This window comes from Paludisphaera borealis, assembly GCF_001956985.1.
Lineage (GTDB): Bacteria > Planctomycetota > Planctomycetia > Isosphaerales > Isosphaeraceae > Paludisphaera > Paludisphaera borealis.
In genome coordinates, this window is record NZ_CP019082.1 from 3507434 (window position 1) to 3524803 (window position 17370).

11 protein-coding genes and 1 tRNA gene are annotated in these 17370 nt (G+C 66.0%); 8 read left to right on the forward strand and 4 right to left on the reverse strand.

Annotation, left to right across the window (positions count from 1 at the left end; all coding sequences use genetic code 11):
• Window positions 1-139: 139 nt before the first annotated feature.
• From htpG to BSF38_RS13600, 3 genes are all read right to left on the reverse strand, one after another.
• Complete coding sequence (gene htpG, locus BSF38_RS13590) at window positions 140-2062, reverse strand: molecular chaperone HtpG (protein WP_076346417.1); 1923 nt, start codon at window positions 2060-2062, stop codon at window positions 140-142.
• A 209-nt stretch (window positions 2063-2271) separates the two neighbouring features.
• Window positions 2272-5544 (reverse strand): efflux RND transporter permease subunit, encoded by a 3273-nt coding sequence (locus tag BSF38_RS13595; protein WP_076346419.1) that lies wholly within the window; start codon window positions 5542-5544, stop codon window positions 2272-2274.
• 142 nt (window positions 5545-5686) lie between these two features.
• Complete coding sequence (locus BSF38_RS13600) at window positions 5687-7099, reverse strand: efflux RND transporter periplasmic adaptor subunit (RefSeq protein WP_237170871.1); 1413 nt, start codon at window positions 7097-7099, stop codon at window positions 5687-5689.
• Between the two features lie 885 nt (window positions 7100-7984).
• Between BSF38_RS13600 and BSF38_RS13605 the strand changes: the two genes are divergently transcribed.
• Window positions 7985-9370: a TolC family protein gene (locus BSF38_RS13605; protein WP_076346421.1), complete on the forward strand. Its 1386-nt coding sequence runs from the start codon at window positions 7985-7987 to the stop codon at window positions 9368-9370.
• Window positions 9371-9498: 128 nt separating this feature from the next.
• Here BSF38_RS13605 and BSF38_RS13610 read toward each other — a convergent pair.
• A tRNA-His gene (locus BSF38_RS13610) sits at window positions 9499-9571 on the reverse strand.
• 390 nt (window positions 9572-9961) lie between these two features.
• Between BSF38_RS13610 and BSF38_RS13615 the strand changes: the two genes are divergently transcribed.
• The 7 genes from BSF38_RS13615 (at window position 9962) to purN (ending at window position 17362) form a co-directional block, all read left to right on the forward strand.
• Window positions 9962-10966 (forward strand): Gfo/Idh/MocA family protein, encoded by a 1005-nt coding sequence (locus BSF38_RS13615; RefSeq protein WP_076346423.1) that lies wholly within the window; start codon window positions 9962-9964, stop codon window positions 10964-10966.
• Between the two features lie 393 nt (window positions 10967-11359).
• Window positions 11360-11713: a hypothetical protein gene (locus tag BSF38_RS31350; RefSeq protein ID WP_076346425.1), complete on the forward strand. Its 354-nt coding sequence runs from the start codon at window positions 11360-11362 to the stop codon at window positions 11711-11713.
• A 521-nt stretch (window positions 11714-12234) separates the two neighbouring features.
• A complete protein-coding gene (locus BSF38_RS13625) occupies window positions 12235-12675 on the forward strand; it encodes a TPR end-of-group domain-containing protein (RefSeq protein WP_076346427.1) in 441 nt (146 codons plus the stop codon).
• A 126-nt stretch (window positions 12676-12801) separates the two neighbouring features.
• The gene (locus tag BSF38_RS13630) at window positions 12802-13632 is read left to right on the forward strand and encodes a purine-nucleoside phosphorylase (RefSeq protein ID WP_076346429.1); all 831 of its coding nucleotides are present in this window, start codon (window positions 12802-12804) and stop codon (window positions 13630-13632) included.
• Between the two features lie 231 nt (window positions 13633-13863).
• Window positions 13864-14694, forward strand: coding sequence for a class I tRNA ligase family protein (locus BSF38_RS32510; protein ID WP_338044266.1), 831 nt, complete (start codon window positions 13864-13866; stop codon window positions 14692-14694).
• A complete protein-coding gene (locus BSF38_RS32515; protein WP_338044267.1) occupies window positions 14664-16712 on the forward strand; it encodes an isoleucine--tRNA ligase in 2049 nt (682 codons plus the stop codon). Before BSF38_RS32510 ends, BSF38_RS32515 begins: the two co-directional genes overlap by 31 nt.
• Window positions 16709-17362, forward strand: coding sequence for a phosphoribosylglycinamide formyltransferase (gene purN / locus BSF38_RS13640; RefSeq protein WP_076346431.1), 654 nt, complete (start codon window positions 16709-16711; stop codon window positions 17360-17362). Before BSF38_RS32515 ends, purN begins: the two co-directional genes overlap by 4 nt.
• Window positions 17363-17370 lie beyond the last annotated feature (8 nt).

Consider the following 17370-nt stretch of genomic DNA (forward strand, 5'->3'; position numbering starts at 1 on the left):
GCCGAGTCCGAGTACAAGCCCGAAGCGCAAACGAGTGCATTTCCGGTCGGACGTTCCGATCCATGCACTCGCTGGCGCTTCGGGCTTGTCTCTTCGCCCTCGCGGCGACACACGGCCAATTCACTTGGAGGCTTGCCGTTCAGGACAGAATCAACGGCGACCGCTTGTCGGCGGCTTCGTCCATGAAGCCCTGGATGCGGCCGACGAGTTCCTCGGCGTCGGGGGTGACGCCTTCGAGGATCAGGGCGTTCGACCAGAGCTGAAGGCCGCACTGCTTGATGAACGCGTCGTGGTCGGTGTTGGCGGTCAGGTTGCAGAGGCGGCGGATCAAGGGGGACGCCGGGTTGACTTCGAGGATGCGCGACATCTCGGGGACGTCCTTGTTGGCCATCTTGAGAATGCGCTGCATCTGCATGGTGAAGCCGCCGTCGGAGTTGACCAGGCAGCACGGGCTGTCGGTCAACCGGTGCGACTCGCGGACCTCGCGGACGCGGTCGCCGATCGCCTGGCGGAACAATTCGAGCACCCGGGCGAAGCCGGCCTCGGCCTTCTTCTCGTCGGCTTCCTTCGGCTTGTCGGACTCGGCGTCGGCCGCGGCCTCGGGCAGTTCGAGGTCGTCCGAATCGATCGACGTCAGAAGCTTGCCGGCGTGCGTCCCGAGCGCGTTCATCACGAACTCGTCGATGGGCTCGATCAGGTAGAGGACTTCGAGGTTCCGCTTGCGGAAGATCTCAAGGTTCGGATTCTTCTTGATCGCGGCCAGGTCGGGGCCACCGAGGAAGTAGATCCGCTTCTGGCCCTCCGGCGCCCGGGCGAGGTAGTCGTCGAGCGAGACGTTGAGCGTCGCGTCGGTGTTGTGCGACGAGGCGAACCGGATCAGCTTCGACAGCCGCTCGCGGTTGATCGGATCGACGATCGCGCCTTCCTTGATCAAGACGCCGAACTGGTCGACGAACGTCTGGAAGACCTCGGGCTGGTCCTTGGCGAGCTGGTCGAGGCGATCGAAGACCGACTTCAACAGCGACGCCCGGATGCGGCGGATCACCGAGTTGTCTTGCAGCGTCTCGCGCGAGACGTTCAGCGGCAGGTCTTCAGAATCCACCAAACCGAACAGGAACCGCAGGTAGTCGGGCAGCAGCTCGCGGCAGTCGTTCTGCACCAGAACCCGCTTGGCGCACAGACTGACGCCGTGCTCGAGCCGGGGGAAGCCGAAGCGTTCCAGGTTCGTCGGCGGGCAGAACAGGACCGCGTGGAACTGGATCGGCGAATCGACCGAGACGTGCAGATGCCAGAGCGGCTTTTCGTCGCCGTGGTGGCTGAGGTGCTGGTAGAACCGCTGGTACTGCTCGTCGGTCACCTGCCGCTTGGGCTCGACCCAGATCGGCTTCTGGTCGTTGATCACCTCGTCGCCCGGCCCCAGCTTGATCGGGTGCGGGACGAAGCTGGAGTACCGCTTGACGATCTCCTTGATGCGTTCGGGCGTGGCGAAATCCTTGGCGTCGTCCTTCAGGTGAAGCACGATTTCAGCGCCTCGGGGCAGGGGGCCCTCGACGGGCTCGACCGTGAACCGGCCGGTCCCTTCCGACTCCCACTCCCAGCCTTTTTCTTCGCGATAGCTGCGGGTGCGGACCTCGACCTTGTCGGCGATCATGAAGGCCGAGTAGAAGCCGACGCCGAACTGGCCGATCAGCGACAGGTCGGCCTTGTCCTTCGACTCGCTCGACAGGTTCTTGAGGAACTCGCCCGAGCCGCTGTGGGCGATCGTCCCCAGATTCGTCACCAGCTCGTCGCGCGTCATGCCGACGCCGCTGTCGCGGATCACGAGCTGGTTCTCGGCCGCGCGCGGCTCGATCACGATTTCGAGCGGACCGGCCTCGCGCTGAGATTCGTCGGTCAGCGCGACGAACCGCATCTTGTCGAGCGCGTCGGAGGCGTTCGAGATCAGCTCGCGGAGCGCGATGTCGCGGCTCTGATACAGCGAGTGCGAGAGCAAGTGCAGGAGCTGCTTGATCTCCGCCTGAAACGCGAATTCCTGCCGTTCTTGCGTGTGTTCGGCTGTCATATCGGCAATACCCCGAGACGTGACGTCGCCGGCGGACGTGCCGACGACGTTGGAAGGATTCACGCCAGGGCCAGGGATGCAACCGACATACCAGACCAACGCCCGACCACAACTCGCCACCCATTCTTGACTTACGAACCACCCCCGAGGCCGCCGGCTCGTTCCGGCATGCCATCGGAGGCGATCGGCTGACAAAATGGCACGCCGACTCACGCGGCGGCGCCCGGCGTCCCGGCTTCGGCGCGGGCGTCGCGGATCACGAGCGAGTAGAGCGACGGCACGACGAACAGGGTCGTCACCAGCCCGGCGATGATGCCGCCGATGACCGACCGTCCCAGCGGCCCGTTGGCCTCGCTCCCCCGGCCCAGGGCCAGGGCCATCGGGATCAGCGCGAAGAGGGCGGCCAGAGCGGTCATCACGACCGGGCGGACGCGGATCGACGCCGCCTTGCGAATCGCCTGGTCGGGCGTCAGCCCCTCCTGCGTCCGCAGGTTCTGAGCGAAGTCGACCAGCAGCACCGTGTTCGAGACCACGATGCCGACCATGAAGATCACGCCCAACAGCGACTGGACGTTGATCGCCGAGTTCGTCAGGTAGAGCATGACCACCACCCCGATCAGGCCCAGAGGCACGGCGAAGAGGATCACCAAGGGGGTCATGTACGACTTGAACAGGGCGGCCATCAGGAAGTAGATGAGCATCGTCGCCAGCACCAGCCCGAAGCCCAAGCTGCGGAACGTCTCCTGCATCCGCGAGTATTCGCCGCTCAGCTCGATCATCGCCCCCTTGACGAGTTGACGGTCGGCACCCTGGTCGGCGGGGTCGTACGGCAGCCACGAGTCGCCGCCCTGGGAGACGCCGAACTCGTTGAGGACCTGCGTGACGTCGCCGGCCACGTGGCCGAGGTCGCGGCCGTAAACGCCCATCGTCAGATCGATGGTCGACTGGAGGTTGTTGTGGGTGATCTCCGTCGGCACGAAGCCCCGGCGAAGCGTCGCGATGTTCCTCAGCGGGATCGGCTGGTCTTGCTTCGGGCTCGTGATCGGGACGTCGAGCAGCGTCTCCACCGAGTCGATGTCCTCCTCGAAGTACTGGACCCCGACGAAGTACTGGTTCTTGCTGACCGGATCGATCCAGAAGTTCTTCTTGTGGAACTGGATGCTGGAGTTCATGGCCGCGACGACGTCCTTCATCACCTCGGCCAGGTTCAGGCCCAGGTCGGCGGCCTTGGCGCGGTCGACGTCGATGATGTACCGCGGATAGTCGAGCCGCTGGATGATCCGGGCGTCGACCACGCCGGGGACGCTGGTCACCTTGCGCTGGATCGCCTCGGCGATCGTTCGGCTCTGGGCCGTGTCCTTGCCGGTGATCCGCACGTTAATCGGCGACGATTTGCCTTCGTTCATCGCGGAACGGATCATGCCGCCGGCGTCGAAGGCGAACTCCAGGTCGGAGAACGACGGGTCGGCGGCGAACCCCTCGCGAAGCGTGTGGACGTACTCTTGCGCCGAGTGATGCCGGTGCTCGGCGAGCTGGACCTTGACGACGGCGTCCATCGGCCCGGCGTTGGGAGTGTAGGCGGCGGACAGGTCGGCGACCACGCCCAGCTCGGAGATGATCAGTTGCACGTCGTCGCCGATCTTCTCGCGGACAAACTTCTCGACCTCGGCGATCCGCGTCTCGGTCTTCTCGATCCGCGTGCCGCTGGCGGCTCGGGCGTAGATTTCAAAGGCCCCGGCGTCGACCTCCGGGAAGAACTCGCGGCGAAGCTGGCTCCCCAGGATCATCACCGTCGCCACCAGGGTCGCCAGCGAGCCGAACACGACCAGCGACCGGCGGCTCATGGCGCGGTCGAGCTGGCGGGTGTACCACCGGACTCCGGCCTCGATCATCGCCTCGCAACGACCGAAAACGGCCGCAATCAGGCTCCTCCGGGCGGCGGGGCGACTTTCGGAATCCTCCGATGCTTCCCCGCCGTCGTGAGCGGACGTGTGCGCGTGAGGCCGCAGCCAGCGAGCGGAGCGGGACGGAACGAAGGTCTGCGAGAGCAGGAAGGCCGCGATCATCGCGAACGCCACCGAGGCGGCCATCGGCCGATAGAGGAACTCGCCCAGTCCGGGCATCAGGGCCAACGGAGCGAGCACCAGGAGCGTGCAAAGGCTAGCCACGAGGGCCGGCAAGGCGACCTCGCTCGCCCCCAGGTAGGCCGCCTCCTCGGGCGACGCACCGAGCCCCAGATGGCGGTGCGTGTTTTCCAGGCAGATGATCGCGCTGTCGACCAGCGGGCCGATCGCCAGCGCCAGCCCGGCCAGCGTCATCACGTTGATCGTGTTGCCCGTGGCGTTCAGACCGATGATCGCCGCGAGGATCGCGACCGGAATCGTCAGGAACGCGATCACCGTCATCCGCCACTCGCCCAGGAAAACCAGGATCACCAGCGAGCAGAGGACCGCCCCGAGCACCCCTTCTTCCGCAAGGCTCTCGATCGACTGACGGACGTAGACCGACTGGTCCATCACCAGCTTCAGATCGATCCCGCCGCGGCTCAGGCGGGCTTTCATCGTTTCGAGCGACGCCCGCAGATTGTCGACCACGCTCAGCGTGCTGGCCCCGGCCTGCCGGAACACCGGCACGTACACCTGGCGCTTGCCGTTGACCCGCACGACGTTCGTCTGGATGAAATTGGAGTCCTTGGGAGTCGCCACGTCGCCCAGGTAGGCGGCGTTGCCGCTCTCGTTGCGGAGTGGGATCTGCGACATGTTGCCCACCACGTCGAACATCGAGTTCGAGTCGATGGCGTAGTCGGTGTCGCCGAACTTGGCGCTGCCGGTCGGCAGGAAGACGTTGTACTCGTCGACCGCCCGCATCACGTCCTGAGGAGAAAGATGGCGGGCCTGAAGCTTGACCCGGTCGAGATACAACATGACCGCGCGAACCTTGCCGCCGTACACCAGCGGAGCGATCGCTCCAGGCTGCGACATGACCTGAGGCCGGACCTCGTACCGCCCCGTGTCGAACAGGGCCGCCTCGCCCTGGGTTTCGCTGTCCAGGGCCAGCAGGCAGACGGGCGTGGTGCTCGTCGGATCGTACGGCAGGACGACCGGCGGCAGCGTGCCCGGCGGCATCGTCGGATACTCCCAGCCCGCCAGCGAGTTGGTCTCGGTGAGGGCGCCGCTGGGGTTGACGTTGCTGCGGAAGTAATTGCGGACGACGCTGACGCCGACGATCGAACGCGACTCCAGCCTTCGCCCTCCCGTCGCCTGCACGACCCCGCGTTCGAGCCGCGCGGTGATGTTCTTCTCGATGCTCGCGGCCGGCATGCCCCCATAGAAGACCAGGGTCTGAACCGCCGGGCTCTTGAAGACCGGAAGGATGTCGATGGGGATCATGTAGGCGGATAGCGCGCCCATGACGACGACCGCCAGCGACATGACCGTCACGGCGATCGGGTTCTTGAGAGCGGCCCGGATCAAACCATTCATGTGCGAAGCATCTCCGGAAAGCGAAAGTGATCGTCGGCGCGGCGATGACTCCTTGAACTCCGCGATTCGCCGCGGCCGTCAAGGATGTACCGAACAGAGGAGCGGACGGAACGGGATGAAGGTCGACCGCCATCCCGGCGGGTCATCCGGCGTTGTCCGTCACGACGGCCGCGCCGGGCTCCAATACAGTCTTGGAACGGAGAACGACCTCGTCCTTCAATCCGATCCCGGAAACCACTTCGACCCGTTTCCCGTCATCGGCGCCGAGCTGGACGGTCAGCCGGTCGACCTTGCCGTCGCGGACGATCTGGATCAATCCTTGCCCCTTGCCGGGGCGGTCGAGGACGCAGGCGGCCGGAACCGTGAGCCGCTCCGAGGGGGGCTCGAGCGCGATGCTCGCGCGGCCGTACATCCCTTCGCGAAGCAGGCCGTCGGGGTTGGGCAGGTCGACCTCGACGCGCATCGTCCGCGTCGTGTGGTCCTCCGACTCGCCGACCCGGGAGATGGTCCCCCGGAACGGCCGCCCTTCCAGGCCGTCGATGTTGACGACCACCGGGTCGCCGGCCGTGGCCAGGACCACGTCGCGATCCGGAACCCGGACGACCACGCGCATCAGGTTGGTCCGGCTCACCGTGAGCAAGGGAAGGGCCGCGCTGCCGGACGCATCACGGATGAACGACCCGGCGTGGTAGTTGCGCCTCGTGACCACGCCGTCGAAGGGGGCGACGATCTTCGCATACCCCAGGTCGACCTTGGCCTTGGCGAGTCGCGATTCCGCCACCGCGACGGCGGATTCGGCGGCGGCCACGTCGGCCCGCGCCCCCTCGATGTTGGCGGCGGCTTCCACGACCTTGGATTTGGCGGTCAGGATCGCCAGCCGGCCGGTCTTCTCGGCGGCGACGGCCGCCTCCATGTCGCGGCGCTGCTCGTCGACCAGCCTGATATCCACGGCCTTTTGATCGCTCAGGTCTTTCACCCGCGCGTACTGACTCTCGGCGAGCCTGCGGTTGGCGACGAACCGATCGATGTCGCCCACCGCCTGCGCGACGGCCGCTCGCGTGGTCTCATGGGCGGCTTCCATCGCCTTGACCTTGGCCTCCGCCTGGCGCGCCTGGCTCTTGGCCTGCTCCAGAAGCGCCTCGGCCTCGGCCGCCGCGCTCGTCTCTCTCGGCACGTCGATCTCGGCCAGAATCTCCCCCTTCTTGATGCGAGAGCCGATGTCGACGTTCTGGATCTTCAGGTAACCCGACACCATCGCGAACAGGTCGACCGTCTCGAACGAGTGGACCGAGCCCGGCTGGACCGTCGTCCGCTCGATCCCCCCCTTCCGAGGATGGACGACCTCGACGCGCGGGCGCTGGTCGCTCGACGCCGACGCCGACGCCGGCTTCGATGCGGCGCTTCCCGAAAACGACGCCCCCACGCCCGCGATCTGCCTACCTCCCACCACCGCCGCCAGGCCCCCCAGCCCAGCGGCGATCCACCATCGCCGGCTCCGTCGCGGACGCCCCACGCGTGCCGGGGCGGAGGCGATTGTTTCACTTGGGTTCGACACGATTCACCGCCTATACAAAAAGGGAACCGGAGCGAACCGGCCCGTCCTGAATGATCGCCCGTCGGGGACGCCGCGGAGCCTTCTCTAAATCTTCACATTCATAGTACCAGGCCAGGATCGCTGAACATTAGCTGAAGATTAAGTCCTGTTAACCCACGAAGGCGGGGCAGGCAGAAGACCGATCAGGGTGGTGTGAGCCTTTGAGGACGCGAAGACGTTCGAGGAGGGGACGACCGGCCTCGACAGCCCAGCCGGTCGTCGGGTCGGGAGTGAGGACGACGAGCCAACGCGCCACGCACGCCCCCCCGAGAAAGATTGCCGGTTCTCCTGAACAAACCAGATCCACAGATTACCCCAGCCAGCCCATGCCGCTCAGGTTGAATCGACTGACTCGCTTGCTTGACACCGGTCGAATGAGCCTTGTAAGAGCGCTCGAACCCAAGGGGCGAGGCGTGGAGGCGCGGCTTAATGCAGGATACGCACGAGAATATCATGAAGAATTCGTGAAGACGAAGCCCAGGCGGGACTTTCGTGGCGTCGAGCACCGGCGTCTTGATTGACGGAATGCACAAGGCGACTCCGACGATCGGTCTTCAGGCAGGACGCCTTCGCGAAGACGTGCGGTCGCTTCCAGGATGGAGGATTCTCATGAGACGAGACTCTGGAATCAGAGGGCTCGCGCGGGCTGGACTGGCCCTGATGGTGGCGTTGCGAGCGTCGGCCGCCGGCGCGGCGGCTCCCGATGGACCAACTCACGCGGCCGACCGAACCACGACGGCCGTCTCTCGATCCACGACGACCGGCTTGGAGCCCCTCCCAACTTCTCCCGCCGATGCGACTACGGTGCGATCTCCGAATCCCGGACGATCGACGTCTCCCGATTCCATGATCGAGGAGGCCGCCAAGAAGCAGTCGGCGACGCTCCGGATCGATCTTCCCCCCGGCCGGGTGCTCCAGCCGATCGACCTGGTCAGCACGCTTCGGCTGGCGGGGGCGCGCAATGTGGACATCGCCATCGCCAGGCAGCAGATCAACCAGGCGCTGGCCGATCTGGGAAAAGCCCGGGCGCTCTGGCTGCCGTCCATCTTCTTCGGCCCGACCTTCTATCGCGCCGACGGGCAGGTCCAGACGGTCACGGGGCAGGTGCAGAACGTCAACCGTAATTCGCTGTACATCGGCGGGCTGATGTCGACGGCCAATGGATTCGCGGCGCCGTCGCCGGGTACGGGCTATCCGGCCGTGAACGGAATGTCGTCGGTCTTGCGGTTCTCGGATGCGATCTACGAGCCGATGGCAGCGCGACGGGACGCCGAGGCGACCCGGGCGAACCTATCGGCGCAGATCAACGACGCCCTGCTGGAGACCGCCGAGGCCTATTTCACCCTCCAGGAGGCGAGCGGCAAACTGGCGATCGCCCGCGAGGCGGCCGCCAACGCGGAGCTTCTCTCGGAAATCACCGGCGCCTACGCCGAGTCCGGCCAGGGGAAGACCGCCGACCACCACCGGGCGCTCGCCGAGCTGAATCACCAGCGGAAGTCGGTCCGGTTGCTCGTCGGCCAGTTGCAGGTCGCCTCGACCGACCTGGTTCGCCTGCTTTTGCTCGATCCCAAGCTGATCATCGCCCCGGTCGAGCCGGCCGAAGCCATCATCCACCTGATCCCGGACGACGAGCCCATTGAGGCCTTGTTGTCCCAGGCGCTTGTTGGACGGCCGGAACTGGCTCAGTATCGCGAGCTGCTCAACGCGGCCGCCGTTCGGCTGAAGCAGGCTCGGCTCCGGCCGCTGATCCCCAGCCTCGGCCTGACAGTCTCGGGGGGCGGTTTCGGCGGCGGCAACAATTCGTTCTTCGGCAACTTCGGCATGCGGGGCGACTCGGCGGCCAGCCTGTTCTGGGAGCTGCACAACCTGGGGTTCGGCGACTGGGCCATCATGCGCCGCAAGTCCGCCGACCGCGAGGTCGCGAATCTCCAGTTGATCAAGATGGTCAACCAGGTTACGGCCGACGTAGCCGCGTCGTACGAGACCCGAAGCGCGGCGATCCTCCAGATCGAGGAATCGAAAAACACGGTCGTCGAGGCCGTTGAGTCGTTCAAGCTCAACGTGATCGACATCCGCCAAGGCGCCAACCTTCCCCGAGCGACCCGGCCGATCGAAGTCCTCCAGCCGATCCAGGCGCTGGTCCAGGCCCGAACCGATTACCTGGATTCCGTCCTGACGTACAACCGCGCCCAATTCCGGCTCAAGCGGGCGATCGGTCTCCGTCCCGATTAATTAATCGGCGTAACCGAATCTCCCCGCCGCTACGAGGACGGGGACTTCGTCCAGGGCTTGATCGTGTCGCCCGGTGCGACCGAGCCGGGCGGCGCGGTCGACGGATGGGGAGGAAGGGAGAGATTCAGGGTGGCTGACGGGATTCGAACCCGCGATATCCAGATCCACAATCTGGTGCCTTAACCGCTAGGCCACAGCCACCATCGCTCAGTGCTCTAGAGACACCATAAACTCAGGGCCGGGTTCGCGTCAAGCCGACGAATTGCAGAAGCTCAGAGTTCCATCGCCGGGCTCCGATCTAGGGGAGGCGATTGGTCGTCGCGATGGAGAATCGGCGGGCGCTGGGAAGTCGGCTGCGCAGGGGCTCGGGAAAATCGCTTTACGCTCTCGTTCGGGCGCTGGGAAGTCGGCTGCGCAGGGGCTCGGGAAAATCGCTTTAAGCTCTTGACTAGCCGTCATAAACTCTTGACGCTGGCGTGTCGTGGTGCTGGTATGAGGCGGACGTCCGGGGCAGGTTCCCAGCGTCGGGTTCGCGTGAGTGGACGGGTTCTCTGGCAGACCCTTTCGAGGCAAGACGGGGCGACGAAGAACATGGCGACTTCCGTGCTGCGGATCGGGATTGCCGGCTGCGGCCAGGCTGCGCGGATTCACGTGGATCGGCTGCTCGATCAGCCGGACCTCGAGATCGTCGGCTGCGCCGATTCTCACCGCGAGTCGGCCGAGAAGCTGGCCGGTCGGATCGCCGAAAAGTCGAGCAAGCCGCCCGCCGTCTTCAGCGACTACCGCGAGCTGCTGGAACTGCCTCTGGACGCCCTGGCCGTCTTCACGCCGCACCTGTTCCACTACCGGCTGACCATGGACGCTCTCCAGGCGGGTTGCCACGTCTTCGTCGAGAAGCCGCTGTCGACGAACTCGCAGGAGGCCGCCGACATCGTCAGCCTCGCCCGCGGCCGCCAGCGCAAGGTGGGCGTCGGGCACCAGTACCGCCTTCGCCCCAGTCTGATCGAGGCTCGCAAGCGGTTGGCGGCCGACGCCATCGGCCCGCTTCGCCTGGTCACGGCCGTGATGGCCCAGCCCTGGCTGGCCAAGCAGCAAGGGCAGGGGGCCGAAAGCTCATGGCGGTTCGATCCCAAGATCGCCGGCGGCGGGCTCCTGTCCGACGCCGGCGACCACCTGATCGACGCCTTGCTGTGGACGTCGGGCCGCGCCGCGCATGAGGTCTTCGCGGTGCAGAGCAAGCTCCCCACGGGCCTCGACGTCGTGACCGCCGCGACGATCCGCCTGGCGGGGGACGCTCCTGCGACCCTGGCCCTCTCGGGCGTCTCGCGCGGCAGCCTATTCGAGCTGACTTTCTTCGGCGAGCGAGGACGGATCCGCGCCACCGACGTCGTCTTCGAGATCGACGACGGCGAGGGGGCCGCCGCCAGGCAGGTCGACCTCCCCGCCGCCGGGGAATCGATCGACGGCAACTTCCTGGCCGCGCTGCGAGGCGAAGCCCCGCTCTCATGCCCGGCCGACGAAGCGCTCGACACGGTGCGTCTGAGCGAGGCGATCGCCCGATCGGCGGCCGCCGGGCAAGTCGTCCAGGTGGTCTGATCGTCTCGTTTTGGTCCACTCGATCCGGGCTCGCGTGCGGCCCAAGGTCCGGTTGCAGGGATTTTCCGGAGTCTGACTTGAACCAGCCCCCGCAACAGCGTACGACTCTTTTCAAGGCGCTGGGCGGGTCTTGCCGAACAAACCGGAGTACGCCTTCGGGGTCGCCCTTCAGGACGGCGGAACACCGCCCGGAAACCGACCCGCGGGCTCTCGCATCGAGGTGGTCAACCTCGGCGATTTCGATACTTGACAACGATACGTGACGTTGACTAGGACTGAGCCTCTACCCCCCATTGACTCCATCGATCAACCGAAGGAACGAAGCGACGTTTCGAGACTCCTCGTTTCGAGCGAACGCTCCTTCCGGCATCCCCTGGCCTGAGGACCGGATTCATGTTCGAACTTGCGACGACGATTGCGACCCTGGAAGCTCCGACGACTCCTGAGGAATCCTGGGACGGCTGGAAGACCTCGACATCCCTCCTCGACGCGCGTCATCCCGGCGAGGAAGAAGAGGAATTCGAGGAAGAGGACGACATCGACTCGGAAGAAGAAGAGTTCGACGACGAGTTCGAGGAAGAAGACGACATCGACGACGACTTCGACGACGATGAGGAGGACGAAGTGGACGACGAAATCGACGAAGAGATCGACGACATCGACATTGAGGAAGACGACGAATTCGACGATGACGACGACGACGAGTTCGACGACCTCGACGACGAAGAGGAAGAAGACATCGACTGATTGATTCGAGGTCCACAACGCGATCCAGGGTGCTGGATCGCGTCATGGCGGTCCTGGCGGGGGCGTGATCCGACTCATCACGCCCCCGTGCGTTTCCCGACGGCCCGGACCGCGAGACCAATCGATCCAGGTGGTCGTTGCTCGCCATTGGCTACCCCTCTGGAAGTTGACGGCCCTGATCGGCCTCGTCGCGGTCGGACTGGCGTGCGTTCGCTACAATACGTTCTGGTCTTTGAGCGCCCTTCGACCAGACCAAAGAATAAATGCAAGCACTCGCCCAAGCCAGGCGAAATCGAAATCCTCCTCGCCTCCATCAAGGCCGTTTCGGCTTTTTTCAACTCAACTTAATGTCTTGTTACGTAACGACCTGAGAATTCTTCAGGATGCTTCGGGGAATGCGTCTTGTCGCCCGAGTTTCGTTCCGGCTATCCTTAAAGGTCTTGCCAGGTCGGCCTCCTCGTTCCGTGTTCTCGTTGGACGAGTCGAGACTCCGCCTGGATGGCATGAAGGGAGCAGTTGCGATGGGCGAACCGAACGATTGGACGGGAGATTATTCTGCGGATCGCCCGTCTCGCGACACTTCCACGCGTCGGCTGCGCGAACAATCCCAGCGCGACTTCGAAATCGAGTTCCTGGCTGGGATTCTCGAGCGCGACCCTTATTTCGTCGACGCCCTCCGGGTTCACGCCACCAACCTGGCGGCCAAGGGCCAATATTCCCGCGCCTTGCAACTCGACCGCCGCCTCGTCCGGCTCCTGCCCGAAGACGCAATCGCCTGGTACAACCTAGCTTGTAGCTACGCCTTGCTGGGGATGATCGATCCCGCCTTCGCCGGCCTGCAACGGGCCCTCGAACTTGGCTATCGCTGTCAGGAGCGGCTGCGACACGACGCCGACCTGAAGACGCTGCGTCAGGACCCTCGGTTCTACCGCCTGATCCGGCGGTTCGAATTCATCTTCTGATTGGACCTTCGACTGACGAGCCGGTCTCCCGCGATCCGCACCCGAGAATCGTCGGGGTTCGTCGATTCCCGGCCGGTGGGCGACGCCCGCCCTCCCTTTGATTGATTCCAGCCCACGGAAAGCGCGATGACCCATCACGACTGGGAGCAGGTTCAACAGGCCACGCGGACGGTGCGGTCGGCATGGCGGGGGAGTCCCAAGATCGGCCTCGTGCTGGGCACCGGCCTGGGCGCGCTGGCCGGGGAGATCGAGTCGGCCGTCGCCATCCCGTATCCCGAGATCCCCCACTTCCCGCGCGCGACGGTCGAGAGCCACAAGGGCCAGCTCGTCTGCGGCGAACTGGCCGGCGGTTCGGTGGTCGCGATGGAGGGCCGGTTCCACCTCTACGAAGGCTACACGCCCGCCCAGGTGACGTTCCCGATCCGGGTGATGAAGGAGCTGGGCTGCGAGCTGCTGATCGTCTCCAACGCCTGCGGCGGGCTGAACCCGCAGTTTGCGAAGGGTGATCTGATGGTGATCGAGGACCACATCAACCTCCTCGGCGCCAACCCCCTGATTGGTCCCAACGACGATCGCCTCGGCCCCCGGTTCCCCGACATGATCGAGCCCTACGACCGGGCGCTCCAGGACCTGGCGCTGCGGGTCGCGCTCGAGGCGAACATCGTGGCGCATCGCGGGGTCTACGTGGCGGTGACCGGCCCCAACCTGGAGACCCGGGCCGAGTACCGGTTCCTCCGCGGCATCGGCGCCGACGTCGTCGGCATGTCGACGATCCCCGAGGTGGTGACCGCCGTTCACGCCGGGATCAAGGTGCTGGGCTTCTCGATCGTCACCGACATGTGCCTGCCCGACGCCCTGAAGCCGGTTCGCATCGAAGAGATCATCGCCGTCGCCAACCAGGCCGAGGCCAAGCTCAGGACCATCGTCCGGGGCGTGCTGGAACGCTGGCGGGCCTGAGCGGCGGCGGCTTCGCTCCGAAATACAATCGCTGCAAAAAGACGCCGCAAGAGTCAAGGGTGCCACGGGTTCCGTCCTCGGAACCCGTGAAGGCCAGGCCCGGCGGCGCACGGGTTCCGAGGACGGAACCCGTGGCACCCCAAAAAGTAACGTGAATCGGCCCTGATTTTCATAGGGTCGGGTGTCCCAAACTGGCGACATGACGATTGGCCCCAGGAAGATTCGAGCACGATGTCCACCAACGCCAAGCCCTACAAAGAGACTCTGAACCTGCCGTCGACCGAGTTCGACATGAAGGCGAACCTGACCGTCCGCGAGCCGAAGATCCAGGCTCTCTGGCAGGAGCAGGACCTCTACGGGCAGATTCGCCAGGCCCGGGCCAAGAGCCCGCGCCGGGTGCTCCACGACGGACCGCCGTACGCCAACGGCGAGATCCACATGGGCACCGCGCTCAATAAGATGCTCAAGGACTTCGTCGTCCGCTCGCTCACGATGCGCGGGTTCGACAGCCCGTACATCCCCGGCTGGGACTGCCACGGCCTGCCGATCGAGCACAAGGTCGTCAAGGATCTCGGCTCCAAGGCCGCGACCCTGAGCCAGGCCGAGATCCGGTCGCTCTGCCAGACCGAGGCGCTGAAGTGGGTCGACGTCCAGCGCAAGCAGTTCCGCCGCCTCGGCGTGATGGGCGACTGGGAGAACCCCTACCTGACCCTCGATCCCCGCTACGAGGCCGGCATCCTCGACGTCCTGGCCGACCTGCTCGACGGCGGCTACGTCTTCCGCCAGCTCAAGCCGATCCACTGGTGCATCTCGGACCGCACGGCGCTGGCCGAGGCCGAGCTGGAATACCACGACGAGACCACGCCGAGCGTCTACGTGAACTTCGCGATGGTCTCGGGCGTCCCCGCCGCCTGGACCGAGGCCGACGGCTCGACCGACGCCGACTGGCGGGCGATGATCTGGACCACCACCCCTGGACCCTGCCGGCCAACGTCGCCATCGCCGCCCACGCCGACCTCAACTACGCGGGAGTGCGGTACAACGACCCCGACACCGGCATGACGGTCCGCGTCATCCTGGCCGCCGACCTCGTCGCCAAGGTCATGGGCCTGCGGAAGATCGCCGACTTCACCGAGGTCGGCCGCTGCAAGGGGAGGGCACTTGAACACGCCCAGTATCGGCACCCGTTCATCGACCGGATCTCGCCGATCGTGCTGGCGAACTACGTCAGCGTCGAGGACGGCACCGGCCTGGTCCACACCGCGCCCGGGCACGGCGGCGAGGACTACCAGACCGGCCGGGCCTACCAGCTTCCGGTCCTCAGCCCCGTCGACCCCGCGGGCAAGTTCACGGCCGAGGCCCCCGAGTGGCTCGTGGGCCAGCAGGTGTTCGCCGCCAATCCCAAGGTGGTCGAGCATCTGAGGCAGTCGGGCGCCCTCTACTTCGAGCAGCCGCTGACGCACAGCTACCCCCACTGCTGGCGCTGCAAGAAGCCGGTGATCTTCCGGGCGACCGAGCAATGGTTCGTCGGCGTCGACCGCAACGACCTGCGCGGTCGGACCCTCGAAGCGATCCGCAACGACGTCAACTGGCTGCCGTCGTGGGGCCAGTCGCGGATCGAGGCGATGGTGTCGCTCCGGCCCGACTGGTGCATCAGCCGGCAGCGGTCGTGGGGCGTGCCGATCCCCGCCCTCGGCTGCACGAGCTGCCACACCCAGTTGCTCACCGCCGACACGGTCCGTCATTTCCGCGACCTCTTCCGGGCCGAGGGCGCCGACGCCTGGTTCACCAAGTCGGCCGAGGAGATCGCGCCGCCGGGGGCGTCGTGTCCCAGTTGCGGCGGCACGAGCTTCCGCAAGGAGGGGGACATCCTCGACGTCTGGTTCGAGAGCGGGTCGAGCCACCGCGCGGTGCTCGCCGGCGACTTCGAGCTGGGCTTCCCCGCGTTCATGTACCTGGAAGGCTCTGACCAGCATCGCGGCTGGTTCCAGTCGTCGATCCTGACCTCCGTGGGGACCCGGGGTAAGGCCCCGTTCGAGACCGTCCTGACCCACGGGTTCGTGGTCGACGACAAGGGCGCGAAGATGGCGAAATCGGGCGGCAACGCCGTGGCCGCCGTCAAGGCGACCGAGCAATACGGCGCCGACGTCCTCCGCCTGATGTTCGCGAGCATGGACTTCGCCGACGACATCCGGATCAGCGAACGGGCGATCAAGGAGACATCCGAATCGTACCGAAAAATCCGCAACACCTTCCGCTACCTCCTCGGCAACCTCGAAGACTATGAGACCCTCGACCCGTCGAGCGTCGACGTCTCGACCCTGCACGAGCTGGACCTCTGGGCGCTGGGACAGCTCAACAACGTAGTCCGCGACGTGGTCGCGGCCTACGAGCGGTTCGAGTTCTACCGGGTCTATCAGCGGATCTACCAGTTCTTCTCGGTCGAGCTTTCGAGCTTCTATCTGGACGTCCTCAAGGACCGCCTCTACGCCGAAGCGCCCGCCGGCCCCGACCGCGTCGCCGCTCAGTTCGTCCTGTCGCGGCTGCACGACGTCCTGGTCCGGCTGCTGGCCCCGATCATCCCGCACACCGGCGAGGAACTGTGGGGCTACCTCCCCGCCGGGCAGGGCTATCCGGCCAGCGTCCACCTGGCGAAGTTCCCCGAGCCCGACCCGCGCTGGGACGACGCCGACCGCGACGCACGGTGGACGACGCTCCTCGAAGCCCGCGACGCCGTCCTCAAGTCGCTGGAAGCTCTCCGCAAGGACAAGACGATCGGCAGCGCCCAGGAAGCTTCGGTGGTGATCTCGGCCGCCGAGGCCGATCTGCCGCTCCTGGAAGCGCATCGCGACCTCCTGGCCACGCTCTGCATCGTGTCGGAACTCGACGTCAAAGCCGCCTCGACGCCGGCCCCAGGGGGCGAGCGGTTCCAGGTTGCGGCCGTCCGGTCGCCGCACGGCAAGTGCGAGCGGTGCTGGAACTACCGGTCGACGGTCGGCCAGAACACCGAGCACCCGACGCTCTGCGAGCGGTGCGCCCGGGTGATCACGGCCCAGGCCGAGAAAGGCCCGGCCAAATGACCGACACAGGCCGCAAGTCGCCGATCCGCCTGGCCGTCTGCGCGTCGGGCGGCGGCACGTCGCTGCAAAACCTGCTCGACCGGATCGCCGCCGGCCAGCTCGACGCCGAGGTCGTGCAGGTCGTGGCCAGCCGGCCGAACATCGGCGCGATCGCCAGGGCCGAGAAGGCTGGCATTCCGGTCGCCGTCGCGGTGTCGGCGAAACACGCGCCGGCCGAATACACCGCCGCCGTCTTCGACCCGATCCGGGCGAACAAGGCCGACCTGGTCCTGTTCGCCGGCTTCCTCGCCCTGGTCGACATCCCCGCCGACTACGAAGGACGGGTGATGAACATCCATCCCGCCCTGATCCCGTCGTTCTGCGGCAAGGGGTATTACGGCCAGCGGGTGCATCAGGCGGCCATCGACTACGGCGTCAAGGTGAGCGGCTGCACGGTCCACTTCGCCGACGACACCTACGACACCGGCCCGATCATCCTCCAGCGCTCCGTCCCGGTCCTCGAAACCGACGACGCCCACGCGCTGGCCGCCCGGGTCTTCGAGGCCGAATGCCAGGCCCTCCCCGAAGCCGTCGCCCTCTTCGCCGCCGGCCGCCTCAAGATCGAAGGCCGGCGCGTCCGCATCCTCCCTCCCGGCGACCCCCGACCCTGACGATCGTG

Coding starts and splice junctions, on each gene's coding strand:
- BSF38_RS13625 (WP_076346427.1), top strand. CDS start 12,235: ATGGGCGAACCGAACGATTGGACGGGAGATTATTCTGCGGATCGCCCG.
- BSF38_RS13630 (WP_076346429.1), top strand. CDS start 12,802: ATGACCCATCACGACTGGGAGCAGGTTCAACAGGCCACGCGGACGGTG.
- purN (WP_076346431.1), top strand. CDS start 16,709: ATGACCGACACAGGCCGCAAGTCGCCGATCCGCCTGGCCGTCTGCGCG.
- BSF38_RS13605 (WP_076346421.1), top strand. CDS start 7,985: ATGATCGAGGAGGCCGCCAAGAAGCAGTCGGCGACGCTCCGGATCGAT.
- BSF38_RS13615 (WP_076346423.1), top strand. CDS start 9,962: ATGGCGACTTCCGTGCTGCGGATCGGGATTGCCGGCTGCGGCCAGGCT.
- BSF38_RS32510 (WP_338044266.1), top strand. CDS start 13,864: ATGTCCACCAACGCCAAGCCCTACAAAGAGACTCTGAACCTGCCGTCG.
- BSF38_RS31350 (WP_076346425.1), top strand. CDS start 11,360: ATGTTCGAACTTGCGACGACGATTGCGACCCTGGAAGCTCCGACGACT.
- BSF38_RS13595 (WP_076346419.1), bottom strand. CDS start 5,544: ATGAATGGTTTGATCCGGGCCGCTCTCAAGAACCCGATCGCCGTGACG.
- htpG (WP_076346417.1), bottom strand. CDS start 2,062: ATGACAGCCGAACACACGCAAGAACGGCAGGAATTCGCGTTTCAGGCG.